26 protein-coding genes are annotated in these 24863 nt (G+C 51.0%); 9 read left to right on the top strand and 17 right to left on the bottom strand.

Annotation, left to right across the window (positions count from 1 at the left end; all coding sequences use genetic code 11):
• Positions 1–50: 50 nt before the first annotated feature.
• The 4 genes from Q0X97_RS10865 to Q0X97_RS10850 all read right to left on the bottom strand — a co-directional run bounded on the left by Q0X97_RS10865 (position 51) and on the right by Q0X97_RS10850 (position 2746).
• Entirely contained in the window at positions 51–269 is a 219-nt protein-coding gene (locus tag Q0X97_RS10865; protein ID WP_302067463.1) for a SlyX family protein, read from the bottom strand.
• Positions 269–1615 (bottom strand): Na+/H+ antiporter family protein, encoded by a 1347-nt coding sequence (locus Q0X97_RS10860; RefSeq protein ID WP_302067464.1) that lies wholly within the window; start codon positions 1613–1615, stop codon positions 269–271. The genes Q0X97_RS10865 and Q0X97_RS10860 overlap by 1 nt, the downstream gene beginning before the upstream one ends.
• An 82-nt stretch (positions 1616–1697) precedes the next feature.
• Positions 1698–1892, bottom strand: coding sequence for a hypothetical protein (locus Q0X97_RS10855; RefSeq protein ID WP_302067465.1), 195 nt, complete (start codon positions 1890–1892; stop codon positions 1698–1700).
• Complete coding sequence (locus Q0X97_RS10850) at positions 1871–2746, bottom strand: NUDIX hydrolase family protein (RefSeq protein WP_302067466.1); 876 nt, start codon at positions 2744–2746, stop codon at positions 1871–1873. The genes Q0X97_RS10855 and Q0X97_RS10850 overlap by 22 nt, the downstream gene beginning before the upstream one ends.
• A 182-nt stretch (positions 2747–2928) precedes the next feature.
• On the opposite strand from Q0X97_RS10850, the gene parC reads away from it, so the two are divergent.
• From parC to rsfS, 7 genes are all read left to right on the top strand, one after another.
• The gene (parC, locus tag Q0X97_RS10845; protein WP_302067467.1) at positions 2929–5238 is read left to right on the top strand and encodes a DNA topoisomerase IV subunit A; all 2310 of its coding nucleotides are present in this window, start codon (positions 2929–2931) and stop codon (positions 5236–5238) included.
• A gap of 140 nt (positions 5239–5378) precedes the next feature.
• The gene (locus Q0X97_RS10840) at positions 5379–6974 is read left to right on the top strand and encodes a nitrogen regulation protein NR(II) (protein WP_302067468.1); all 1596 of its coding nucleotides are present in this window, start codon (positions 5379–5381) and stop codon (positions 6972–6974) included.
• Positions 6961–8649: a sigma 54-interacting transcriptional regulator gene (locus Q0X97_RS10835; protein ID WP_302067469.1), complete on the top strand. Its 1689-nt coding sequence runs from the start codon at positions 6961–6963 to the stop codon at positions 8647–8649. Before Q0X97_RS10840 ends, Q0X97_RS10835 begins: the two co-directional genes overlap by 14 nt.
• A 111-nt stretch (positions 8650–8760) precedes the next feature.
• On the top strand, positions 8761–9540 hold the full coding sequence (locus Q0X97_RS10830) for a class I SAM-dependent methyltransferase (protein WP_302067470.1): 780 nt from the start codon (positions 8761–8763) through the stop codon (positions 9538–9540).
• A 134-nt stretch (positions 9541–9674) separates the two neighbouring features.
• Positions 9675–10253 carry a carbonic anhydrase gene (locus tag Q0X97_RS10825; protein WP_302067471.1) on the top strand — a complete coding sequence of 193 codons (579 nt, stop codon included), beginning with the start codon at positions 9675–9677 and terminating at the stop codon, positions 10251–10253.
• A gap of 22 nt (positions 10254–10275) precedes the next feature.
• Entirely contained in the window at positions 10276–10887 is a 612-nt protein-coding gene (nadD, locus tag Q0X97_RS10820; protein ID WP_302067472.1) for a nicotinate-nucleotide adenylyltransferase, read from the top strand.
• Between the two features lie 81 nt (positions 10888–10968).
• Positions 10969–11364, top strand: a complete 396-nt coding sequence (gene rsfS, locus Q0X97_RS10815; protein ID WP_302067474.1) for a ribosome silencing factor — start codon at positions 10969–10971, stop codon at positions 11362–11364.
• 215 nt (positions 11365–11579) lie between these two features.
• Here the strand turns inward: rsfS and lysA are convergent, their stop codons facing one another.
• Both lysA and Q0X97_RS10805 read right to left on the bottom strand, forming a co-directional pair.
• Positions 11580–12800, bottom strand: coding sequence for a diaminopimelate decarboxylase (gene lysA, locus Q0X97_RS10810; RefSeq protein WP_302067475.1), 1221 nt, complete (start codon positions 12798–12800; stop codon positions 11580–11582).
• Between the two features lie 6 nt (positions 12801–12806).
• Positions 12807–12968, bottom strand: a complete 162-nt coding sequence (locus Q0X97_RS10805; RefSeq protein WP_302067485.1) for a lipoprotein — start codon at positions 12966–12968, stop codon at positions 12807–12809.
• A 74-nt stretch (positions 12969–13042) separates the two neighbouring features.
• Here Q0X97_RS10805 and cyaY point away from each other — a divergent pair, with 74 nt between their 5' ends.
• A complete protein-coding gene (gene cyaY / locus Q0X97_RS10800; RefSeq protein ID WP_302067486.1) occupies positions 13043–13366 on the top strand; it encodes an iron donor protein CyaY in 324 nt (107 codons plus the stop codon).
• 555 nt (positions 13367–13921) lie between these two features.
• Here cyaY and dnaJ read toward each other — a convergent pair.
• The 11 genes from dnaJ to Q0X97_RS10745 form a co-directional block, all read right to left on the bottom strand.
• A complete protein-coding gene (dnaJ, locus tag Q0X97_RS10795) occupies positions 13922–15040 on the bottom strand; it encodes a molecular chaperone DnaJ (RefSeq protein WP_302067476.1) in 1119 nt (372 codons plus the stop codon).
• Between the two features lie 335 nt (positions 15041–15375).
• The gene (locus Q0X97_RS10790) at positions 15376–15801 is read right to left on the bottom strand and encodes a F0F1 ATP synthase subunit epsilon (RefSeq protein WP_085390794.1); all 426 of its coding nucleotides are present in this window, start codon (positions 15799–15801) and stop codon (positions 15376–15378) included.
• 10 nt (positions 15802–15811) lie between these two features.
• Positions 15812–17209 carry a F0F1 ATP synthase subunit beta gene (gene atpD, locus Q0X97_RS10785; RefSeq protein WP_107879768.1) on the bottom strand — a complete coding sequence of 466 codons (1398 nt, stop codon included), beginning with the start codon at positions 17207–17209 and terminating at the stop codon, positions 15812–15814.
• 36 nt (positions 17210–17245) lie between these two features.
• Positions 17246–18121, bottom strand: coding sequence for a F0F1 ATP synthase subunit gamma (gene atpG / locus Q0X97_RS10780; RefSeq protein ID WP_085390792.1), 876 nt, complete (start codon positions 18119–18121; stop codon positions 17246–17248).
• A gap of 23 nt (positions 18122–18144) precedes the next feature.
• Positions 18145–19692 carry a F0F1 ATP synthase subunit alpha gene (gene atpA, locus Q0X97_RS10775; RefSeq protein WP_107929197.1) on the bottom strand — a complete coding sequence of 516 codons (1548 nt, stop codon included), beginning with the start codon at positions 19690–19692 and terminating at the stop codon, positions 18145–18147.
• 10 nt (positions 19693–19702) lie between these two features.
• A complete protein-coding gene (locus Q0X97_RS10770) occupies positions 19703–20236 on the bottom strand; it encodes a F0F1 ATP synthase subunit delta (RefSeq protein ID WP_302067477.1) in 534 nt (177 codons plus the stop codon).
• 4 nt (positions 20237–20240) lie between these two features.
• The gene (locus Q0X97_RS10765) at positions 20241–20711 is read right to left on the bottom strand and encodes a F0F1 ATP synthase subunit B (protein ID WP_302067478.1); all 471 of its coding nucleotides are present in this window, start codon (positions 20709–20711) and stop codon (positions 20241–20243) included.
• 73 nt (positions 20712–20784) lie between these two features.
• On the bottom strand, positions 20785–21018 hold the full coding sequence (gene atpE / locus Q0X97_RS10760) for a F0F1 ATP synthase subunit C (protein WP_004284425.1): 234 nt from the start codon (positions 21016–21018) through the stop codon (positions 20785–20787).
• A 74-nt stretch (positions 21019–21092) separates the two neighbouring features.
• Positions 21093–21959: a F0F1 ATP synthase subunit A gene (gene atpB / locus Q0X97_RS10755; RefSeq protein ID WP_302067480.1), complete on the bottom strand. Its 867-nt coding sequence runs from the start codon at positions 21957–21959 to the stop codon at positions 21093–21095.
• On the bottom strand, positions 21949–22302 hold the full coding sequence (locus Q0X97_RS10750; RefSeq protein WP_302067481.1) for an ATP synthase subunit I: 354 nt from the start codon (positions 22300–22302) through the stop codon (positions 21949–21951). The genes atpB and Q0X97_RS10750 overlap by 11 nt, the downstream gene beginning before the upstream one ends.
• 296 nt (positions 22303–22598) lie before the next feature.
• Positions 22599–23459 carry a ParB/RepB/Spo0J family partition protein gene (locus tag Q0X97_RS10745; RefSeq protein ID WP_302067482.1) on the bottom strand — a complete coding sequence of 287 codons (861 nt, stop codon included), beginning with the start codon at positions 23457–23459 and terminating at the stop codon, positions 22599–22601.
• Positions 23460–23574: 115 nt separating this feature from the next.
• Here Q0X97_RS10745 and Q0X97_RS10740 point away from each other — a divergent pair, with 115 nt between their 5' ends.
• The gene (locus Q0X97_RS10740; RefSeq protein WP_302067483.1) at positions 23575–24828 is read left to right on the top strand and encodes an aminoacetone oxidase family FAD-binding enzyme; all 1254 of its coding nucleotides are present in this window, start codon (positions 23575–23577) and stop codon (positions 24826–24828) included.
• Positions 24829–24863 lie beyond the last annotated feature (35 nt).

Here is a 24863-nt window from a genome sequence, read left to right as displayed (position 1 = left end):
TAATGATGAGGCCGTCTGAAAACTTTTTTCAGACGGCCTCATCATTAAAGTTAATAATGCGGCGGTATCTCATCAAGCAGGCTGTATGGCTCGCCGCTGTCGCCGCTGCTTTTTTCCTGCATCCGCTGATACAGCAACCGCAACTGCCCTTGCTGTAAATCAAGGGTTTGCTGCATCTTGGCAATGGTGTCGCTCAGGCTGGCAATCAAGTCTTCCTGTAAGGCCGTCTGAATTTCCAACTCGGTAACGCGTGCTTCCAAATCATTCATCACAGCACCATCGAGGCAATCCAGCCGGAAACCATCAGCGGCAGGTTATAGTGCAGGAAGGTGGGGATAACCGTATCGCGCACGTGGTCGTGCTGGCCGTCCACATTCAAACCGGCGGTTGGGCCCAATGTGGAATCGGAAGCGGGCGAACCGGCATCACCCAATGCGCCCGCCGTACCGATCAAAGCCAAAGTAGCCATCGGCGAGAAGCCCATGCTGATGCACAAGGGCACGTAAATCGTGGCGATAATCGGCAAGGTGGAAAACGAGCTGCCGATGCCCATAGTAACCAGCAAACCCACCAGCAGCATAATCAATGCCGCCATGCCTTTGTTGCCGGCAAACATTTCGGCCGAGGCTTTTACCAGCGGCTCAATCTGGCCGGTGGCTTTCATCACTTCGGCAAAGCCTTGCGCGGCAATCATGATGAAGCCGATCATCGCCATCATTTTCACGCCGTTGTTAAACACCGTGTCCGCTTCGCCCCAGCGCACCACGCCGGCCGCCATAAACACGGCGAAACCGACCATCGCACCCAGCAGTAGCGAACCGGCCCACAACTGCACCGCGAAAGAAATCACAATCGCCAACACCGCCACGATGCTGCGGTAGGTGGAAATTTTCGGCTGTGCCGCTGCGTGGTGGTTAGCTTCCACGTCTGCCGGGGTATTTTGATAAATACGGGGACGGCGGTAGCTGATGAAAACCGCCACCAGCAAGCCCGCAATCATACCCAGAGCGGGAATGGTCATGGCTTGAACCACGTTGATATTATCGACATTCAAACCGGATTTAGTGATGTTGCCGACCAAAATCTGTTTCAAGAAGATTTCGCCGAAACCCACCGGCAGCCACATATAAGTGGTAACCAAACCGAAAGTCATCACACAGGCCAGCAGGCGGCGGTCGAGTTGGATGCGGTTGAACACCAACAGCAGCGGCGGAATAATCAGCGGAATAAACGCGATATGGATGGGAATCAGGTTTTGGCTCATCACGCTCATGGCCAGCAAAGCCAGCAGCAGCCCCCATTTCACCACGTTGACACTACCCGGCACATTGTCGCGCACGTGGCTGTTATCCAAACGGCGGATAACGGCATTGGCCAGCGTTTGCGGCAAACCCGAATGGGCGATGGCCACGGCAAACGCCCCCAGCATGGCATAAGAAAGTGCAATCTGCGCACCGTTGGCCAAACCGGTTTGAAACACTTCCATGGTTTTCGCCAGCCCCAAACCGCTGGTCAAACCGCCCGCCAGCGCGCCCAGCAGCAGGCTCAGCACCACATGCACCCGCGCCAGCGACAAGATCAGCATCACGGCAACGGCAATTACAACGGCATTCATCCCTACTCTCCATAAAAATCACGGCCTTGAGGCCGTCTGAAATATCATAACCTGACATGATTTTACATGTGAGTTTGATTGTTTACAAATTAAGGGACCGTGCCGAACCGCCCGATTCGGATACCATTCGGGATGCGGCAATCCGGCCCGAGTCAGCCACGCAACCGAACCATGCCGCCCCTTCCCCTCCATCATTGTAACGAGGCCGTCTGAAAAACGATTTTTCAGACGGCCTCAAGTGCCATTGAATATGCCCTACCGGTTTTCGTCCAGCCATACCGCCAGCGGATGCTGCCTATCCAGCAGGCCGTAGCGGTTGAATGCGTCTAAAGTGGCCAGAAACGCATCGTTCATCAGCAAACCGCCGCACATGGCTTCGGTCAGCTCGGGAATACGCATCCGCTTGAATTCGGCCACTTCGCCGTCTTGGTTTTCCGGCAGCACATCCGGCGGCAGCACGATATCGAAGATAAACAGTTCTTCATTGTGCAGGCCGCGCGATACGGGGCGGCAACTGCGGCGGCGGCTTTGTCCGCTCAAGTTCTGCAACAAGGCCTCATCCAACCCCGCTTCTTCCATGCCCTCGCGCAACATCGCTTCCCGTATGCTTTCCCCGCTGGCAATGCCGCCGCCCACAAGGTTGTCGAGTTTGTTGGGGTCGACCGCCTTATACGGGCTGCGCCGACCGATCCAAAACATCCATTCGCCTTCATATTCGGTCAGCCCGTTGATGTGCACCGCCCTGCTCAACAAACCGAGCGGCCTGAATGCGGAACGCTCCAATGTAAACAACGGCCGGCCTTCCGAATCGTTAACGTCGAATTGTTCGTTGCGCCAACCGCTCAGGTGGCCGAGCTGTTTCCAGCCCAGCGCCATATGCTGCAAACTGTCGCCCATAGCCAGCCAGCCGTCGGCATGCAAATGCACGTCCCCGTCGGTTTCTGTGATGCCACCCGACCAATCCAGCCTTACCCGTTCCGACCATTTCCCGTTCAAATTGCCCAACTTCAAACCATTGAGCCACAAAGCACGCCATCCGGCCGAATCCCACCCGAAATGGCTTTGCACGCGATCCAGCAAACGGTTTTGCTCAAGTTCGCTCAAACAATCAGTAAATTGCGGTCGGTTCATCAGCGGCATATCCGAAAAATGATGGGGAAACGGCTGCATTGTAGCAGTACATCGTCTCACCCGCCTTATCAAAAATAAGATTGAAACCGTCCCGAATGGTTCAAGCCCCGACACCGCCCAAGCCAACATCGTTAAATTGCTTTACAATACAGGCTTTTTCAATTCAGCATTTTCCGCTTGCGATGAACGAACAAACCCCACAGCCTGCCGTCGGCGACGATTATCTGCTGCTCGGCCAATACGCCGAACGCGCCTATCTCGAATACGCCATGAGCGTGGTCAAAGGCCGCGCCCTGCCCGAAGTTTCAGACGGCCAAAAGCCCGTGCAGCGGCGGATTCTCTACGCCATGCGCGACATGGGGTTGACGCACGGTGCCAAGCCCGTGAAATCCGCCCGCGTGGTGGGGGAAATTCTCGGTAAATACCATCCGCACGGCGATGCTTCGGCCTACGATGCCATGGTGCGCATGGCGCAAGACTTTACCCTGCGCTATCCCTTAATCGACGGCATCGGCAACTTCGGCTCGCGCGACGGCGACGGCGCGGCGGCGATGCGTTACACCGAAGCGCGGCTCACACCGATTGCCGAGCTGCTGCTTTCCGAAATCAATATGGGCACGGTGGATTTCGTGCCGAACTACGACGGTGCATTTGAAGAGCCGGTGCATCTGCCCGCCCGCCTGCCGATGGTGCTGCTCAACGGCGCATCGGGCATTGCCGTCGGTTTGGCTACCGAAATCCCGTCGCACAACCTGACCGAAGTTACCCAAGCGGCCATCGCCCTCTTGAAAAAACCGTCGCTGGAAACCGCCGACCTGATGCAGTACATTCCCGCGCCCGATTTTGCCGGCGGCGGGCAAATCATCACTTCCGCCGTCGATTTGCAGCAGATTTACGAAACCGGCAAAGGCAGCGTGCGCGTGCGTGCGCGTTACGAAATCGAAAAATTGGCGCGCGGGCAATGGCGCATCATCGTAACCGAGCTGCCGCCCAACACCAGCGCACAGAAAATCCTTGCCGAAATCGAAGAGCAGACCAATCCCAAGCCCAAGTCCGGCAAGAAAAACCTCACGCAAGACCAGCAAAACACCAAAGCCTTGATGTTGTCGCTGTTGGAAAAAGTGCGCGACGAAAGCGACGGCGAATCGCCCGTGCGTTTGGTGTTCGAGCCGAAATCCAGCCGTATCGAACCGGAAAACTTCATCAACACGCTGATGGCGCAAACCGGTTTGGAAGGCAATGTGCCGATGAACTTGGTGATGATGGGCTTGGATAACCGCCCCGCCCAGAAAAACCTCAAAACCATTTTGCAGGAATGGCTCGATTTCCGCGTCATCACCGTTACACGCCGTCTGAAATTCCGCCTCGCCCAAGTGGAAAAACGCATCCACATCCTCGACGGACGCATGATCGCTTTTCTGCATATCGACGAAGTGATTAAAGTCATCCGCGAATCCGACGAACCCAAACCCGACCTGATGGCGGCGTTCGGCCTCACCGAAATCCAAGCCGAAGACATTCTCGAAATCCGCCTGCGCCAACTGGCCCGCTTGGAAGGTTTCAAGCTCGAAAAAGAATTGAACGAACTGCGTGAAGAAGAAGGCCGTCTGAAAATCCTGCTGGGCGACGAAAACGAAAAACGCAAACTCATCATCAAAGAAATGCAGGCCGACATGAAGCAGTTCGGCGACGAACGCCGCACTTTGGTCGAAGAAGCCAGCCGCGCCACCCTCACGCAAACCACCGCCGACGAGCCGGTTACGCTGATATTGTCAAACAAAGGCTGGATACGCAGCCGCGCCGGCCACAACGTCGATTTAAGCCAAACCACCTTCAAAGAAGGCGACGGGCTGAAACAGGTAATCGAAGGCCGCACTGTGTGGCCGGTGGTGGTGTTGGATTCGCACGGCCGCACCTACACGCTGGACGCGGCGGAAATCCCCGGCGGCCGCGGCGACGGCGTACCCGTAGCCTCGCTGATCGAACTGCAAAACGGCGCCGAAGTCGTCGCCATAATGACCGGCCTGCCCGAACAGCATTATTTATTGAGCAACAGCGGCGGCTACGGCTTTATCGCCAAACTCGGCGATATGGTCAGCCGCATCAAAGCCGGTAAAGTCGTGATGACGCTCAAAGCCGGAGAACGGACCCTGCCGCCGGTCAGCATCTATGCCGTTTCACTCATCAACCCCGACTGCAAAGTGCTGCTGGCCACCGACGAACCGCGCCTGCTGGCGTTTACCATCGGCGAATTGGAAGTAATGGCCAAAGGCCGCGGACTGCAATTAATCAGCCTTTCAGACGGCATCAAGCTCGAACATGTCGCTGTTACCTCGTCGCCCGAATTTGTGGCCGAAAGCGTCGGCAAACGCGGCGCAATCCACAAAGAACGCCTGCGGATTCAAGATATAAACAACAAACGGGGCAAAAAAGGCAAAGTTTTAGAGATTTCAGGCCGTCTGAAAAGATTATCCGGCGCGGATTCGGTATAATGAATAAATATTGATTTTTATGACAATAACTATATTGCATGGGAGTATCGGCCGGGTAATTGAAACTCGGTCGTTAAACGCAATAAATCACGCCGCAAGGCGCTAAAACAAAGAATAAAATGATAAAAGGCATACGTTGAATGAGCGTAAATAAGCTATTTGTTAAACAAGACTGGGAAAGTTTAAACGATCGGATACCCGGGTTGATCAATATCGCCCGGATTTCCATCGTTCTATCGTTATTGGTTTTTTATCTGGTCAGCAATTATTCGGGCGCGGGATCGGCCAAAGAAATGTTTCCGTCGTTTGAATTTTACAGCTGGGCGGCGGTATATGCTTTCCTGATCGTCCTTACCGTATCCAAACCCGATTGGCAATTGCAATCTCTGGATCTGCCCAACGCCAGTGCGGTGGTCGACATTACCATGATCATGCTGCTCACCTACATTACCGGCGGCATCGATTCGGGGTTTGGCATTTTGGTACTGCCGTTTATCGCCACATCCTGCCTGCTCAGCCACGGGCGCTACCCGATACTGTATGCCAGCTATGCCTTGCTGCTGATTTTGCTCAACATGTTTTTTACCGGGCGGATCCAACTTTCCCCTTTCCAGTGGGACGACCGCACGCTCGTATCCTCGGCCCTGCTTGCGGGTGCCTGCTATCTGGTTGCCGCCCTCACCGCTTTTTCGGCCACCTACCTCCAAGCCGCCACCGAATCCGCCACCAAACACCAGCTTGCCTACCGCCGCGTGAGCGGCCTGAACCGCTTGGTGTTGAACCGTGTTCAAGAAGCCGTTATCGTTATCGACGCTTCCCAACGTGTGTGGCTGTTTAACCGTCAGGCCAAAACCTATTTCCCCGGGCTGGCCGTCGACAAACAGGAAAACGTATTCGGCGAATTGATTTCGCGCTGGCAATACCAACCCGACAAAGCCTTCGAAACCGATATCCACATTTTCCAGCACTCCATGCACGTGCGCGCCGTACCGCTGATTCAGGAAAAAACCGAACTGCTTATCCTTTATGTACGCTCATTGCGCGAAGTGGCCGCCGAAGCCATGTCGACCAAACTGGCTTCGCTGGGTCAGCTCACCGCCAATCTTGCCCATGAAATCCGCAATCCCATGTCGGCCATCCGCCATGCCAGCGACTTGCTGTATGACGAAAACCAAACTGATCCGACCAAAACCAAATTGCACAACATCATCGACAGCAACATTCAGCGCATCGATAAAATGCTGGAAGACGTATCGCTGATCAACAAGCGCGACGGGGTAAGCCGCGAACCGATTAATCTGATGAAGTTCTGGTTGGAATTCAAACAAGAATTCACACTCAACAACCCTGATGCCGTCGGCTGCCTGCGCATGAACATGGACGGCAGCAATCTAAGCGTTCTGGCCGACTCCATGCATTTGCAGCAAATCATGTGGAATCTGTGCAATAACGCTTGGCGGCACAGCCGCAAAGACCGCCATGCAATCACCATATTAATCAAACCGAGCGGCCGTATCCATATTTCCATCGTAGTGGCCGACAACGGCACCGGCGTTCCGTCCGATATACGCAACCATTTGTTTGAACCGTTCTTTACCACCGACAAACAAGGCACGGGATTAGGCCTTTATGTCGCCCGCGAACTGGCGCACGCCAATATGGGTCAGTTGCACTATCATCCCGAAATGAATGGCTTTGAACTGATTTTACCGAGAGAAACCCATGAGCAATCATAAGTTGCAAGACCCCGTTTTGGTTGTAGATGATGAAGCCGATATCCGCGACCTGATGGAAATGACCCTCATGAAAATGGGGCTGCGCGTAGAAACAGCGGTCGGCGTGGAAGATGCCAAAGACAAGCTCGACAGCAACGACTATTCGCTGGTGCTGACCGATATGCGTATGCCCGACGGCTCCGGCTTGGAAGTGGTGCAATACATTGGCGAGCTGACGCTGGATACTCCCGTTGCCGTTATTACCGCTTTCGGCAATGCCGACCAAGCCGTCGAAGCACTGCGGGCCGGTGCTTTCGATTACCTGCAAAAACCGATTACCCTGTCGCAGCTTCGTTCGTTGGTCAAATCCGCCATCAAAATCAATGAACCGCCCGAAAGCATGAAACAGGAAGCTGCGGTTCCTCCCGAGTCCGAACTGCCGGCTCCGCGCCCTACTCCCGCCAAGCAAGCGCCGGCTGCGTCGCCACCGCCTTTTTCCGCCCTCCGCCGTGCCGTTCCCTCGCCTTTTGTTCCCGTATCAGCCCAACCCGTGCGTAAAGGTTCCGCGCTTACCCAGCCGACCGGCATTCCGGAAAGCCTGCGCTCCCTGAAAGACCGTTTTTCAAGCGGAGAGCTTACCGCCCGCATCCTGTCCGGGCACAACGCCCCTCTGCGCGGCGATGACGATATGCCGCGCCTGCTCGGTATGTCGCCGCAAATGGTGGAAGTACGCCACCTCATCCGCCGCCTTGCCCGCAGCGAAGTGCCCGTGTATATCTCCGGCGAATCCGGTACCGGTAAAGAGCAGGCAGCGCGCACCATACACGAATTGTCGGAGCGTGCCGGCAAATCTTTCATTGCCGTAAACTGCGGTGCCATTCCTGAAAATCTGATGGAAAGCGAATTTTTCGGCTATAAAAAAGGCAGCTTTACCGGTGCGGATAGCGACCGCTTGGGTTTCTTCCAACATGCCGACGGCGGCACGCTGTTTCTCGACGAAGTGGCCGACCTGCCGCTGGCGATGCAGGTTAAGCTGCTGCGTGCCATCCAAGAAAAAGCCGTGCGCCGCATCGGTGATGCCCGTGAAACTTATGTTGATGTCCGCATCATCTGCGCCACCCATAAAAATCTCGAAGCCCTCGTAGAATCGGGTGCATTCCGCCAAGACTTGTACTACCGCCTGAATGTGGTTTCCCTCAACATGCCGCCGTTGCGCGAAATGCGGGAAGACTTGGGCGGCTTGATCATGCACCTGCTTCACAAACACCGCACGGGCAATGAGAATTACAAACTCAGCCCCAAAGCCCAAGAAGCATTGCTGCATTACAGCTACCCCGGCAACTTCCGCGAGCTGGAAAATATTCTCGAACGCGCCGTGGCCTTAACCGTCGGACAGGTTATCCAATTGGACGACCTGCAAATCAACACCAGCCATAACATATCGACCGACAAACCCAAAGAACCGTCGTTTGACGAAATTTCCGAACCGGATCCCGGCAGGGTAAGCCCCGGCGGTCTGCTGCCCGATTTCCTTCCCGGAAAGATGCAGATTCAGGATTACCTCGATCAGATCGAACGTGAAATCATCGAGCAGACGTTGAAACAAACCCGTTACAACCGCACGCAAGCCGCCAAGTTGCTCGGCATCAGCTTCCGCTCCATGCGCTACCGTATGGAACGGCTGGATATCCATTAAACAAACCCACACCCTTTTCAGACGGCCTCCCGACACCGGCATAACGTGAGGCCGTCTGAAATATTCCCACACCACCCGACCCGTGCCTGCCGAGACAGGCCATCTGAAACCATGACTTCCGTTTACCTTACCGATACAGCCGACGAAACCGCCCGCGAACTCACCAACCGCTTCGGCCTGCCCGTATGCGCCTGCCCGCCGGAGCAAGGAGAATACCTGCTGGCGGATTCAGACGGCCTCTCTCTTTGCAAAGCAGGCGAAAAAGGACGGGTGCGGGTGGATTTCGTCAGCGGGGCCGCGCAATACCGGCGAACCAAAGGCGGCGGCGAACTGATTGCCAAAGCAGTCAACCACACCGCCCGCCCCACCGTCTGGGACGGCACGGGCGGCTTGGGGCGCGATGCTTTCGTGCTGGCCTCCCTCGGCTTGCAAGTGGATGTATTCGAACAAAACCCCGCCGTTGCCTGCCTGCTTTCAGACGGCCTCAAGCGTGCCGCCGAATCACCCGATACCGCCGCCGTTGCCAAGCGCATTACCCTGCACTTCGGCGACACCTGCGCCTTACTGCCCGAACTGGCCACCGCCCGAGGCCGCCCCGATGTGGTGTATCTCGACCCGATGTACCCCGAGCGGCAGAAATCGGCTGCCGTAAAAAAAGAAATGGCCTATTTTCACGGGCTGGTCGGTACCGCACAAGATGAAGCCGCTTTACTGGCCGCCGCCCGTGCCGCCGCAAAAAAACGGGTTGTCGTCAAACGCCCCCGCCTCGGAACCTTTCTCAACAACGAAAAACCCGCCTACCAATACACGGGCAAAAGCACGCGGTTTGACGTTTACCTGCCGTATCATCCCGTTTCGGAAGATACTCCCGACGGCGGCCAATCCGACTAACCCAAAAGCATCACCCGCCGCCCTTCATCCGATCATTTCAGGCCGTCTGAAAACACCGCTTTCAGACGGCCTTTACAGCACGCCTCGGCCGAAACCGTTATAATGATTGTATGAACACACAAAATCAGAGCATTATGAGCGAACTTAACAATATTTTGACATTCAACGAGGAATTCGTAGATTCGGGCGAATACGCCCAATTTTTCAGCAATAAATTTCCCGAACGCGAGTTGGCCATCTTATCGTGCATGGATGCCCGTATGGTTGAATTGCTGCCGCGGGCCATGGGCTTAAAAAACGGCGATGCCAAACTGATTAAAAATGCGGGAGCCGTCGTTACCCATCCGTGGGGTTCCGTGATGCGCAGCCTGCTGGTGGCCGTATTTGAACTGAAAGTGAAAGAAATCATGGTGATTGCCCACTACGACTGCGGCATGCGCGGGCTTCATCCCGATTCTTTTCTCAGCCATGCCCATCAAAACGGCATCCCCGACGACCGCATTACCACCCTGCGCAATGCCGGCATCGACCTTGACGGCTGGCTCACCGGCTTTGACGATGTCGAAGACAGTGTACGCCATACGGTCGGCATCATCCGCCGCCACCCGCTAATGCCGGAAAACGTTGCCGTACACGGTTTGGTTATCCACCCCACCACCGGCAAACTCACCGTAATCATCGACGGCAACAACGAATGCCCTATTAACAAATAGCCTTTTCAGACGGCCTCAACCCATGAAAAAAATCGGACTTTTCGGCGGCACCTTCGATCCCATCCACAACGGCCATCTGCACATCGCCCGTGCGTTTGCCGACGAATTGGGCTTGGACATGGTGGTTTTTCTGCCCGCGGGCGACCCTTACCACAAAGAAGAAGCCACCCACACGCCTGCACGCCACCGTTTTGCCATGACCGAACTGGCAATCTCCGACGATGAACGCTTCGCCGTCAGCGATTGCGATATTGTGCGCGAAGGTGCCACCTACACTTTCGATACGGTACAGATTTTCCGCCAGCAATTCCCTTCCGCCCAACTATGGTGGCTGCTCGGCAGCGACAGTCTGCTCCAACTCCACACATGGAAAAGGTGGCAAACATTAGTCAAACAAATCAACATCGCCGTAGCCGCCCGACAAGGTTTCAGCCTTCATCAGGCTCCGCAAGAAATCCATGCGTGGCTGGGCGAAGCCCTGCAAAACGGCCGCCTGAAACCGCTGCAAACGCCGCTGTACGACATCAGTTCCACCGAACTGCGCCGACGCATCGGCCGTAACGAACCGGTATCCGATTTTTTAGACCGGCGCGTAGAAAACTACATCCGGCAGCACAAGCTGTATAAACCGTGATTTCAGACGGCCTCGGGAAAAAGGCCGTCTGAAAACCCTTCCCCCGATCTTTTATTAACAAAATCACCAACAGGAAACCTAATGAACGAACAAGAACTGCAAGACTTGCAAAAAATGGTCGATGTCGCCGTAAACGCATTGGAAGACATCAAAGCTAAAGACATCACCGTGCTGGAAACCCAAGAAAAAACCTCTCTGTTTGCCCGCATGATTATCGCCAGCGGCGACAGCTCCCGCCAAGTGAAAGCCTTGGCCAATAATGTGGTGGTTGATTTGAAGGCCGCCGGTTTTGAAATTCTCGGCAGCGAAGGGCAAGACAGCGGCGAATGGGCGTTGGTAGACGCAGGCGATTTGGTCGTACACGTTATGCTGCCTGCCGTACGCGATTTTTACGACATCGACAGCCTGTGGGGCGGCGAAAAACCTTCATTCCACGCCGGCGCACAAAAACCGTGGCACGCCGCGGATGCCGATTAAAACCGGCCGTCTTGAAACGTATGCTTTGATGCAATCGAAATTCGGCACCGTTGCATGCGGATAGCCGCTCCGTTCCTATCCATTCCGAAGTGGAACACCGAAAACAATATGGCCGGTAAAACAACGCCCATCATCTTGAACGTGCCGTAGTAAAAAAGGCCGTCTGAAAGCAAAAGCTACTTTCAGACGGCCTCTCCGTCATCCGCTACCGGTTGTTATAAACAGGCTGTTTCATTAGCCAATTGCTGTTCAATCGTTTCGCGTTGCCGAATCAACTTCACTTCGCTGCCGTCCACCAACACCTCTGCCGCACGGTTGCGCGCATTATAATTGCTCGCCATGCTGCTGCTGTACGCTCCAGCACTGCGAACGGCCAGCAGATCACCCGCTTCACAGGCTAATACGCGTTCTTTAGCCAGAAAATCACCCGTTTCACAGATAGGGCCGACCACATCGGCGGTAAACGGTGCAATATTTTTCGACTCGACTGCTTCGATGCGGTGGAAAGCACCGTAAAGTGCCGGACGCATCAAATCATTCATCGCCGCATCCACAATCACAAAATTTTTCTCTTCGCCCTGCTTCACAAACTCGACACGGGTAAGCAGAGTACCGGCATTTCCGACCAAGCTGCGCCCCGGCTCCAATACCAATTTCAGCTTGCGTCCGCCCATCAAGGCGGCAACGGCACGCGCATAAGATGACAAGTCGGGCACTTCTTCATCGTCGTACACAATACCGACACCGCCGCCCAAATCGATATGCTCCAGCACAATACCTTCGGCAGCCAACGTATCGACCAGCTTCAACGTACGTTCGCATGCCTCTACCAACGGGCTTAAATCGGTCAACTGCGAACCGATATGGCAATCGATACCGACGATTTTCAGACGGCCCAAACCGGCTGCATAGCGGTAAGCATCGAGCGCATCGGCATAGGCAATGCCGAATTTGTTGGATTTCAAACCGGTAGAAATATAAGGATGGGTTTTCGCGTCCACATCGGGATTGATGCGCAACGAGACGGGAGCCGTTTTGCCCAACCGCCCGGCCACCGCCTGTATGCGATCAAGTTCGGGCAGGCTTTCCACATTGAAACACAACACACCGGCATTCAACGCGAATTCGATTTCCGCCTCACTCTTACCCACCCCTGAAAAAATGGTTTTACCCGCATCGCCGCCCGCCGCCAGTACCCGTGCCAATTCACCGCCCGATACGATGTCGAAGCCGCTGCCGAGACCGGCGAAATGTTTGAGGATGCTCAGATTGCCGTTCGCTTTAACGGCGTAGCAAACCAACGGTTCCAGCTTGTCAAACGCATCGGTATAGGCGTGAAAAGCCTCGGTAAGCGCGGCTTTGCTGTACACATATAAAGGCGTGCCAAACCGATCGGCAAGATGGGCAAAAGAGGTTTGTTCGCAATGTAAAGTCATTATGGTTTATTCCGAGGGGGCGGTAGGTTCTTTGGATTCAAACTGCAAACCGGTTTGGATAACCCCAAAACGGGCTTTATCGTTTTCTTTAGGCAGATACAGATCGCCTTTGTAACCGCAGCCGGCCAAAAACAAGGCGGCCGCCAGCAAAATTGCGGTGGACTTCATCATCGTCTTCCTTCATGCACGGTAATATGGCAAGATTCGGTATCTTAAACAAAAACGCAGCAATGCACAAAACCATCATGACTGAAAGCGAATTTTTACAACATTCCAATGCCCTCTTCACCCATATTGAAGATCAAATCGACGAAGGCGGCTGGGATTTCGACTGCCGGTTCAGCGGCAACGTCCTTACAATCGAAGCAGGCGACGGCACGCAAATTATCGTCAACCGCCACACTCCCAATCAGGAATTGTGGATTGCAGCCAAAAGCGGCGGTTATCATTTTTCCGAAAAAAACGGCCAATGGCTGGCTACTCGCGACGGCAGTGAATTTTTCTCCGTATTAAACACGGCATTGAGCGCAGCCGCCGGAGAAACGGTTAATATCGAAACTTTATGATATGGTAACACTGGAGGCCGTCTGAAAACCTGATTTCAGACGGCCTCCAGTGTTTATGGCGAACAAGATAGAACGGCGGCGGAATAACGAGGCAAACCGGTTCCACTTACTTTTACTGCGATTGGAATCATTTGGCCATAACAAGGAATACCGTTCACATCGCACCATCTCCGCCGTACTGCTTGCAGTTTACCGCCTTGTATGAATTTTGATATTCACCACCATATGCTTGCAACTCTAGTGAATGGTTATCCCCGTTTTGCTTGTCAGAGGCGGCTATATACTCAACCGACTTTACCCTTATTACGGCGTTGCTGCGCCTTGCCGTACCACCTATAACCGCCTGCGGCTTGCCGTTTTATTCAAAATCGATTTGATTAGCCATCCCTTTTAATCTTTGAGGCCGTCTGAAAAGCATTTCCATTGGCATCCGGCTTGTTTGAAAACAAAAACGGACAGTCGAAAGACCATCCGTTCTACCATCTTAACTATATTTTTCAGACGGCCACCTGAAAAAAAAAAACAGATATCGGCCGCTACGTCCGATTAATCAGCTTAATCAAAAATATCGCGTACTTTATCGAAGAATGATTTCTGCCGCGGCGTTTGCGAACGCTCCATACCGGTAGAAATTTTCTCAAACTCTTCCAGCAGCTCTTTCTGACGATCGGTCAGATTCACAGGCGTTTCCACAACCACATGGCAATACAAATCACCTACGGCACTGGAACGCAACGATTTGATTCCTTTTCCTTTTACCCGCATACGGCGGCCGGTTTGCGTTTCTTTGGGAATGCTCAATTTCACTTTGCCATCCAATGTAGGCACTTCCACTTCTCCGCCAAGCGCAGCAATCGCAAAACTAATGGGCATCTCGCAGTGCAAATCCAAGCCGTTTCGCTCGAATGTTTTGTGTTCTTTCACATGCACCACAACATATAAATCGCCATTCGGCGCACCGTGCATACCCGGTTCGCCTTCGCCGCTCAAACGGATACGCTGGCCGTCATCAATACCGGCAGGAATATTTACCTCAACCGTTTTGCTGGTTTTCACGCGGCCTTCGCCACGGCATTTCATGCAAGGATCTTTAATTTGCCTACCCGTACCGTGGCAGGTCGGACAGGTTTGCTGCATTTGAAAAATTGCTTGGCGGACATGAATCGTACCGCTTCCATGACAGGTAGAACAGGTTGTTGCAGACGTTCCCGGCTTGGCACCGCTGCCGTGACAGACATCACATTCTTCATAAGTCGGAATGGTAATGCGTTTTTTGATACCTTTGGCAGCCTCTTCCAGCGTAATTTCTACGGCATACTGCAAATCCGCACCTTGGTAACTCTGTTGGCGGCCACCTGCTCCACCGCCGAACATTTGGCTGAAAATATCACCAAAATCAAAACCTTGAGCCCCGCCAAACCCTCCAAAGCCACCACCTCCCATATTAGGGTCGACACCGGCATGGCCAAATTGATCGTAGGTAGAACGTTTTTCTTTATCAGACAAAATATCGTATGCTTTTTGAACTTCTTTAAATTTTTCTTCGGCATCTTTATCATCCGGATTACGGTCGGGATGATATTTCATAGCCAATTTACGATAGGCTTTTTTAATTTCGTCATCACTCGCACTGCGTGCAACGCCTAAGGTTTCGTAAAAATCTTTGTTACTCATAATACTTATTTTGAAGGGTGTATGAAAATTGACAAGTAGATTAGGGCGGCCGTTAAAAACTCAAGAGTTAAAAAATAATTTAACCTGCAAGGGGTTGTGCGGCGAAACCGAATATTTCACATTACGTTTTCTATCCTTGTCGCACCATTTCATTTCTTATTTCTGCAATCCGATTGTTTGCATTGTGGCGAAAGATTCGATTTCACAGTCATGCGTTATCAGGCATGTTGTTATTTAATTTCGATAATTAAAATAATGAATTATTCTGCCAACTCTAAACAACGAAAAAGCACAGCTTTATAGCTGTGCTTTGATTGATTTATTTAAAACAAAATTTATTTGTTCTTTTGAGCGCGAATATAATCCAAGGTTTTGAGTTGGGCAATCGCAGCAGCCAATGCCGCATGTGCTTTAGCCAAAGCTTCATCGTCTTGCGCTTGAGAAATACGGGCCTCTGCCGCTTTTTTAGCCTCTTCTGCACGCGCCTGATCCATTTCACTGCTGCGGACGGCAACGTCTGCCAGCACCGTCAATTTATCAGGCTGCACCTCCAAAAGACCGCCGGAAACGGCTACCAATATTTCCTCAGCTTGACCGGGGCTTGTCAAACGCAAAGTACCCGGACGAACTAAACTCATGATCGGTTCATGTCGCGGATAAATACCAAGCTCTCCGGTTACAGTAGGCACCACAACAAACGTTGCCTCTCCGGAATAGATATGTTGCTCGTTACTTACCACTTCAACTTGCATGATGTTCATGCCGATCTCCTTAGTTTACAGCTTTCGCTTTCTCTACGGCCTCTTCGATACCACCAACCATATAGAAAGCTTGCTCCGGCAGATGGTCATATTCACCATTCAAAATTGCCTTAAAGCCGGCAATTGTATCGCGCAATGAAACATATTTACCCGGGGAACCGGTAAATACTTCGGCAACATGGAATGGCTGAGACAGGAAGCGTTGAATCTTACGTGCACGCATCACGGTCATTTTGTCTTCATCAGACAGTTCATCCATACCTAGAATTGCAATAATATCGCGCAATTCTTTATATTTTTGCAGAGTAGATTGCACACCACGGGCCACATCGTAATGCTCTTGACCCAAAACCATCGGATCCAACTGACGTGAAGTAGAGTCCAACGGATCCACTGCAGGATAAATACCTAAGGAAGCGATATCACGGCTTAACACCACGGTCGCATCCAAGTGGGCAAAAGTAGTTGCCGGGGACGGGTCGGTCAAGTCATCCGCAGGTACGTAAACGGCTTGGATAGAAGTAATGGAACCGGTTTGAGTAGAAGTAATACGCTCTTGCAGACGGCCCATTTCTTCGGCCAATGTGGGTTGATAACCTACTGCGGAAGGCATCCGTCCCAACAATGCAGATACTTCGGTACCGGCCAGAGTGTAACGGTAGATATTATCCACAAAGAATAATACGTCGCGACCTTTACCGTTTTCATCTTTTTCATCACGGAAATATTCGGCCATAGTCAAACCTGTCAAAGCAACACGTAAACGGTTACCCGGAGGTTCATTCATTTGGCCATAAACCATGGCTACTTTATCCAAAACGTTGGAGTCTTTCATTTCATGATAGAAGTCGTTACCTTCACGGGTTCGCTCACCTACACCGGCAAACACAGACAAACCGCTATGTGCCTTCGCGATATTGTTAATCAACTCCATCATATTTACAGTCTTGCCTACACCGGCACCACCGAACAAACCTACTTTGCCGCCTTTTGCAAACGGGCACAGCAGATCAATCACTTTAATACCGGTTTCCAACAGCTCAGTGGCACTAGACAGCTCATCAAATTTAGGGGCTGACTGGTGAATCGCTCGGGTTTCTTCAGCTCCCACAGGACCGGCTTCATCCACCGGATTGCCCAATACATCCATAATACGACCCAACGTGGCTTTCCCCACCGGCACGGTGATAGGTGATCCGGTGTTGGTTACAACCATTCCGCGTTTCAGGCCGTCTGAACTACCCATTGCAATAGTACGAACAACACCATCACCCAAAAGTTGTTGAACTTCTAAAGTGAGATCGTGATCGACTAATTTCAGAGCATCGTATACATGCGGAATTGCATCACGTGGGAATTCCACGTCAACTACCGCACCGATGATTTGTACGATTTTGCCTTGGCTCATTATCGTATCCTATTTTAAATGCACACTACCACAACCTTAAACGGCTGCGGCACCTGCAACAATTTCTGACAATTCTGTAGTAATAGCAGCTTGGCGGGATTTGTTGTACACCAAACGCAACTCTTTAATGGCATTACCCGCATTATCGGTTGCAGCTTTCATTGCTACCATACGTGCGGCTTGCTCAGATGCCATATTGTCACTTAATGCTTGATAAACCACAGACTCTAAATAGCGGCGGACTAAGTATTCCAAAACAGTAGCAGGACTCGGTTCGTAGCGGTAATCCCAACTGTAATCTTTACTCTCGCTAACACCTTCCATCGTGTTTTGCCCGATAGGCAACAAGGTCTCCATACGCGGCTCTTGGCGCATCGTATTGATAAACCCTGAATAAACCAAATGGATAGCATCTAATTGATGTTTTTCATAGCGTTGGAAAATCTCGGTTAACGCACCTAGCAACCTTTCCATTTTAGGGGTATCGCCCAAATTGGTTACACTAGCAATAACATTTAATCCGATACGCTGGCAGGCGGCCAAACCCTTGCTGCCTAAGCATACAACATCAATTGCGACACCTTGTTCCTGATACTCTTGAACTTGAGCCAAAAACTTCTTCAGCACATTAGCATTTAAGCCGCCGCACAAACCTTTATCGGTAGTAATCAGAATGAATCCGGCACGTTGCATCGTGCGGTGTGGTTCCAATAATTTGATACCGTGATCAGAATGAGTTTGCGCCAAATGGCTCATAACCAACCGTACTTTTTCGGCATACGGACGCGCCAAGCGCATCCGCTCTTGAGTCTTCCGCATTTTAGAGGTTGACACCATCTGCATCGCTTTAGTGATCTTTTGGGTATTTTGAACACTTCGGATTTTGGTGAGAATCTCTTTTCCTACTGCCATTTCAGACCCCTTTCTCTCTGGTCTTAAGCCTGATAGCTATAAGAAGATTTAAAGGATTTCATGGCTTGAGCCAATATCTGTTCATTCTCGTCAGACATTGCCCCAGAAGCATTGATGGCATCTAATACATCCGGATGTTGGGTGCGTACATGGCTTAAAAACTCAGCTTCAAACGCCAATGCTTTAGCTACGGGAACATCTTCGTAAGAACCGTTATTGATGGCCCAGAGCGTTAAAGCCATTTCCGCCGTACTTAAAGTACTGAATTGTTTTTGCTTCATCAATTCAGTTACCACTTCCCCGTGTTCCAACTGCTTACGGGTAGCTTCATCCAAATCGGAAGCAAATTGCGAGAATGCTGCCAACTCACGATATTGGGCCAGTGCCAAACGGATACCGCCGCCTAACTTCTTAATAACTTTAGTTTGAGCGGCACCACCTACGCGGGATACTGAAATACCGGCATTGATTGCTGGACGGATACCAGAGTTAAACAAGTCAGTTTCCAAAAAGATCTGGCCGTCTGTAATAGAAATTACGTTGGTCGGCACGAATGCAGATACGTCACCGGCTTGTGTTTCGATGATAGGCAATGCAGTTAAAGAACCTGTCTTACCTTTCACTTGGCCGTTGGTTAATTTTTCAACTTCGTCCACATTGATACGTGCGGCACGTTCCAGCAAGCGAGAATGCAAATAGAATACATCTCCGGGATATGCTTCCCGACCGGGAGGACGGCGCAACAGCAAAGAAATCTGACGATAGGCCACCGCCTGCTTAGACAAGTCATCATAAACAATCAAAGCATCTTCGCCGCGGTCACGGAAGAATTCGCCCATGGTGCAGCCCGCATATGGAGCAATAAACTGCAATGCTGCTGCTTCAGAAGCTGTGGCGGCAACAACGATGGTATGTTCCATCGCACCATGCTCTTCCAATTTGCGCACGACGTTCGCAATAGAAGATGCCTTTTGACCCACAGCAACATAAATACAGATAACACCGGTGCCTTTTTGGTTAACAATTGCATCCAAAGCAACGGCCGTTTTTCCGGTTTGACGGTCGCCAATGATTAATTCACGTTGTCCGCGGCCAATCGGAACCATTGAGTCAATAGACTTCAAGCCCGTTTGCATCGGCTGGTCAACTGATTGACGGGCAATCACACCGGGGGCAATCTTTTCAATTGGAGCGGATAAGGTTGTATTAATTGGCCCTTTACCGTCAATAGGACGGCCTAAAGCATCTACTACTCGGCCTACCAGTTCACGACCAATAGGAACTTCCAAAATGCGCCCGGTACAAGTAACGGTATCGCCTTCTTTAATGTGCTCATATTCACCCAGCACTACGGCACCAACAGAGTCGCGCTCCAAGTTCATGGCCAAACCGAAAGTATTGCCGGGGAATTCAAGCATTTCACCTTGCATAACGTCTGACAAGCCGTGAATACGAACGATTCCGTCAGTTACAGAAATTACGGTTCCGCGGTTACGAACCTCTGTGTTTACAGACAGATTTTCGATTTTAGCTTTAATCAAATCGCTAATTTCAGCAGGATTAAGCTGCATGAAAACTCTCCTAATTTATCATAGCCGCGTACAAGGCATTCAATTTACCCTGTAACGACAAATCTAACACCTGATCACCCATTTCAACTTTTACACCGCCTATCAGCTCAGAATCAACTTCGGTAGTAATTTCCAAACTTGTACCAAATCGCTCTTGAAGCTCTGCAACCAGATCCTTCAATTGAACATCTGTTAATTCATAAGCACTATAAATGACAGCTCGTTTTGTGTGATTTAATGTCAGACTTAAATCTTGAAATTGTGCATAAACTTCAGGCAAAAGCTGCAAACGTTTTTGTTCAGCTAAAACGTGTACGAAATTTTTCAAACTCGCATCGTTCAACTCAACCAACCCAACCAAAACTTCTGCTTTATCAGAAGCACTTTTTTCAGGCTGTTCGATGAATGCAGCAATCTTCACCTGCTGTACAACGGATGACAGCTCTTTCAGTCCGCCCAACCAAGACTCAATTTGATTTTTCTCTTGAGCCAGGCCAAATAATGCTTTTGCATATGGTCTGGCAATTGTTGCGAACTCAGCCATAAGATTACAGCTCCTGTTTCAAAGCACTAAGCATTTGCGCATGCTTCTCAGCATTGACTTCGCTACGCAAAATTGACTCGGCACCTTTTACTGCCAATGCAGCTACTTGTTCGCGCAAAGCTTCGCGCGCACGGTTAGCTTCTTGCTCGACATCGGCTTTGGCCTGCGCTGTAATGCGAGCAGCTTCTGTTGAGGCTTGCATTTTGGCTTCCTCTACGAGTTTAGCTGCACGTTTTTCGGCATTAGCTACTATTTCAGCAACTTGGTTCCGACCTTCGGCCAAGAGTTCTGCAACTTTCTTTTCTGCCTGTTCAAAATCGCTTTTACCCCGCTCGGCGGCAGCCAAACCTTCTGCGATTTTGTCGGCGCGCTCATCCAATGCTTTTGCGATCGGCGGCCACACAAATCTCATGGTAAACCACACCAAACCGAAAAAGACGATTAACTGCGCAAATAAGGTTGCATTAATATTCACTTTACTTAACCTTCGTATTAGGGTTAATCATACACATAGATGTTTCACTTATTCGAAACAGCTTCTGTTCGGATTAGCCTGCAAACGGGTTAACGAAGGCGAACAGCAGTGCAATAGCCACACCGATCAAGAAGGCGGCATCAATCAAGCCGGCAATCAGGAACAGTTTGGTTTGCAGCGGGCCAATTAACTCAGGTTGACGGGCAGAAGACTCCAAATACTTGGAACCTACCATAGCAATACCGATAGAAGCACCCAAAGCGCCCAAAGCCACGATCAAACCACATGCGATAGCAATCAAACCCATTTCAAAACTCCTTAATAAAAACAAAGGTTAAAACTACGTTAAAAATACTACTTTATCAAATTGCAATATAGTTACTAGTGTGCATCATGTGCTTGACCGATATAAACAAAGGTCAAAGCCATAAAGATGAAAGCTTGCAAGGTAATAACTAAGATATGGAAAATGGCCCAAACCAAACCGGCGAGTATATGGAATACAAACATAACCGGATCGAGCACGCCTACGCTGCCGGATGCGGCCCATGCGCCGCCTAACAGGGCGATAAGTAAGAATACCAGCTCACCGGCATACATATTGCCGAATAACCGCATACCGTGGGAGATGGTTTTAGATATAAACTCTACAATATTCAAAATAAAATTGGCCGGGGCAAGTTTCGCACCGAAAGGGGCACTGAATAACTCATGCATCCAACCGCCGAAACCTTTGATTTTGATATTGTAGAAAATACAGATCAGCAACACTCCGAGAGCCAAAGCCAACGTAGTATTTAAGTCTGCAGTAGGAACGACGCGAAGCAGCGCATGATGCTCGCCTGTCGCAGCCTGCCAAGTTAAAGGCAGCAGGTCAACTGGCAACAGGTCCATCGCGTTCATTAAGAAAATCCATACAAAGAGCGTCAAACCCAAAGGGGCGACAAATTTACGGGATTTCTCGTTGTGCACGATGTTTTTACACATATCGTCCACAAACTCGAACAGGATTTCTACCGCGGCCTGAAAGCGGCCGGGAACGCCCGGAGTGGCCTTTTTTGCAGCCCGCCATAAGAAAAAGCTGCCAAGCACACCGAGCACGATAGCAAAAAACAGAGCGTCAAGGTTGATAAATGAAAAGTCGGCAATATTTTTCAGACCCTGCCCTTGGGTCACATCCTGCAAACTCGTCAAGCTTTGTAAGTGATGCTTGATGTAGTCGGCAGCAGTCATTGATTCACCTGCCATAATTTCTAACTCTCAACAATGCTAAAAAAACCAAATGGCTGACAGCAAATAATCCCGCGAGAAAGGGAATAAATGTTAGTGACTCATGCCAAAAATAAAATACCAGCAGCATTAACACCAGCGACAGCACTACTTTTAAGCCCTCTACAAGCAAAAAAGCCTTTGCGGCTACTTGCGGGTAACGCTTTAAAAAACTTAAAAGTAATACTGCAACTGCGGAAGGCAATAAATAACATAAACCGCCGGCCCATGCAGATAAAAAGCCTTCTATTCCACTTACAAGCGCACATATAACGGATGTGACTGATAACGCACTTAACTGTATATACAGAATCTTATTCATTCAGTCCAGCCACAGGCAATATAGGCCGAGCTACTATAATGAACTTACTAGGGTGCGTCAAGAAAATTGTTAATCTTTGTGAATCAAGTTTTCGGGCTGTTACCTGCCTGTTTTAGGGCCTTTCGGAAAAGCTTCCGCAATCAACTACATAATACTACACAATTCAAAAAGTTATACAGCAAATTCTTCCCTTATCCGTTCATAATCTGCCCTATTTTCTCTTAAATAGAAACGGTTTATACCAAAACAAAGGCCGTCTGAAGATTTCAGACGGCCTCAAAACACTTTCTTTCCTATTACCCCCCGTATTCGATACCGAGTTGCTTTAACAAATTATCCAATGTTTCGGGATTATCAAAATACAAGACGATTTTGCCTTTCTTTTGGTTAACTGTTTGCACTTCTGCATTCACGCCGAGTTTCTCGGTAATCGCATCATTAAGACGGCGGATATCGGGATGGATGGTTTTAGGTGCTTCTGCTTTTTTGCCTTGCTGGAGTACTTGGCTGCGACGCTCCACTTCGCGCACCGACCAGCCGTTTTTTACTGCTTTTTGTGCCAATTCCAATTGTTCGACCACAGGTAATGTCAGTAATGCCCGGGCATGCCCCATTTCCAAGCGGCGCTGATAAAGCATATCTTGCACGGGCTCGGGCAACCCCAACAAACGCAGGCTGTTTGAAACGCTGCTGCGGCTACGCCCCACCGCTTTGGCAACGGTTTCATGGGTAAGCCCGAATTCATCGACCAACCGTTTCAAACCTTGTGCTTCTTCAATCGGATTGAGGTTTTCACGTTGGATGTTTTCAATCAAACCCATTGCGAGCGCGGCTTCATCACTGATGCTTTTAATAACCACCGGAATTTCCGTCAACCCTGCCAACTGGCTTGCCCGCCAACGGCGTTCGCCCGCAATCAGCTCGTATTGGGACAATCCGCGTTCCCGCACGATTACCGGCTGGATAACGCCTTGTGCTTTAATCGACTCCGCCAGTTCTTGCAAAGCCTCGTCGTCCATCTGCACACGCGGTTGATAGCGGCCCGGTTGGATGTCGGACACGGCTACCGTAGTCAGGCGGTCGTTGCCGCCGTCGTCTATATTATTGGAAATCAGAGAATCTAAGCCGCGGCCCAAGCCGCCTTTGGGTTTTGCCATATCGGTATCCTTTTTTCAGACGGCCTATTTTATCGGATATTGTGTTTTACCGCACGACTTCGCTTTCAGACGGCCTGAATCCATTACAATGCTGTTTTCAGAACTGTATTCCGCTATGGCTACCATTTACCCGTTTCATACCGTCATCATCGGCGCAGGCGCGGCAGGGATGATGTGCGCCGCCCGTATCGGGCAACACGGACACCGCGTCGCGTTGCTCGACCATGCAACAAAAATAGGCGAAAAAATCCGTATTTCCGGCGGCGGCCGCTGCAACTTTACCAACCGCCACCTCGACGGCCATGACGGTTCGCCATATTTCGTCTCACAACATCCGCGCTTCGTCCGCCACGCTTTATCGCGGTATTGCGCCGAAGACTTTATCCGCCTGCTGGACAGCTATTCCGTTGCTTACCACGAAAAACACAAAGGACAAATGTTTTGCAGCAACAGCGCCCAAGACATTATTTCCGTATTACAAAGCGAATGCGAAAAGGGCAAAGTCGAATGGCACACCGGATGCCGCGTTGATTCTGCTACCCTTTTTCAGACGGCCTCCGAATCACGGTTTGAAATCCGTACCGACCACGGTATTTTCCATTGCCTCAATTTAGTGGTTGCTACCGGCGGATTGGCGATACCGGCTATCGGTGCCGGCCCTTTCGGTTATGAACTGGCCAAGCAGTTCGGACATACCGTCATACCTCCCGAAGCAGCGTTGGTTCCGCTACGGTTTGAACATTGGGCGCAACACGGCTTCGACTGTTTGTCGGGGATCGCCCTACCCGTCATCATCAGCACCGGAACAGGCAAACAGAAAATCAGCTTCCATGAAGATTTACTTTTCCGCCACCGGGGACTGAGCGGCCCTGCCATTTTGCAGATATCCAGCTACTGGCGCGCCGGCACACCCCTTACCGTGAACCTTGTTCCCGAAGTGAATCTTGCAAACTCATTATGCGCGGAAAAAATCGGACAAAAAATACAACTCAACACCGCCTTGAAACAACTCTGCCCTACCTTACCCGACCGATTGCTCGAATTTTGGCTAAACCAACCTGATTTCGCTGCATTCGCTACGCAAAAATGGGCGGATATTCCCGACTCCCTGTTGCAAAAGCTCGGTAACAGCCTGAATCATTGGACACTGCTTCCCAGCGGCAGTGATGGCCACAAAAAAGCCGAGGCCACCCGCGGCGGTGTCAATGTGAAGGAAATCGATCCGAAAACCATGCGAAGCAAAATATGCGACGGCCTTTATTTTATTGGTGAAGTGATGGACATTACCGGCTGGCTCGGCGGCTACAATTTCCAATGGGCATGGTCTTCCGCCGTATGCGCGGCAGATGCAATCAACCATGCGGATTGATCGTCTGAAGTGTGAGGCCGTCTGAAGTGTGAGGC

Origin of the sequence: Neisseria sp. MVDL19-042950 (assembly GCF_030504625.1) — a bacterium.
Taxonomy (GTDB): Bacteria; Pseudomonadota; Gammaproteobacteria; order Burkholderiales; family Neisseriaceae; genus Neisseria.
This window is presented reverse-complemented; position numbering and strand designations above follow the sequence as displayed.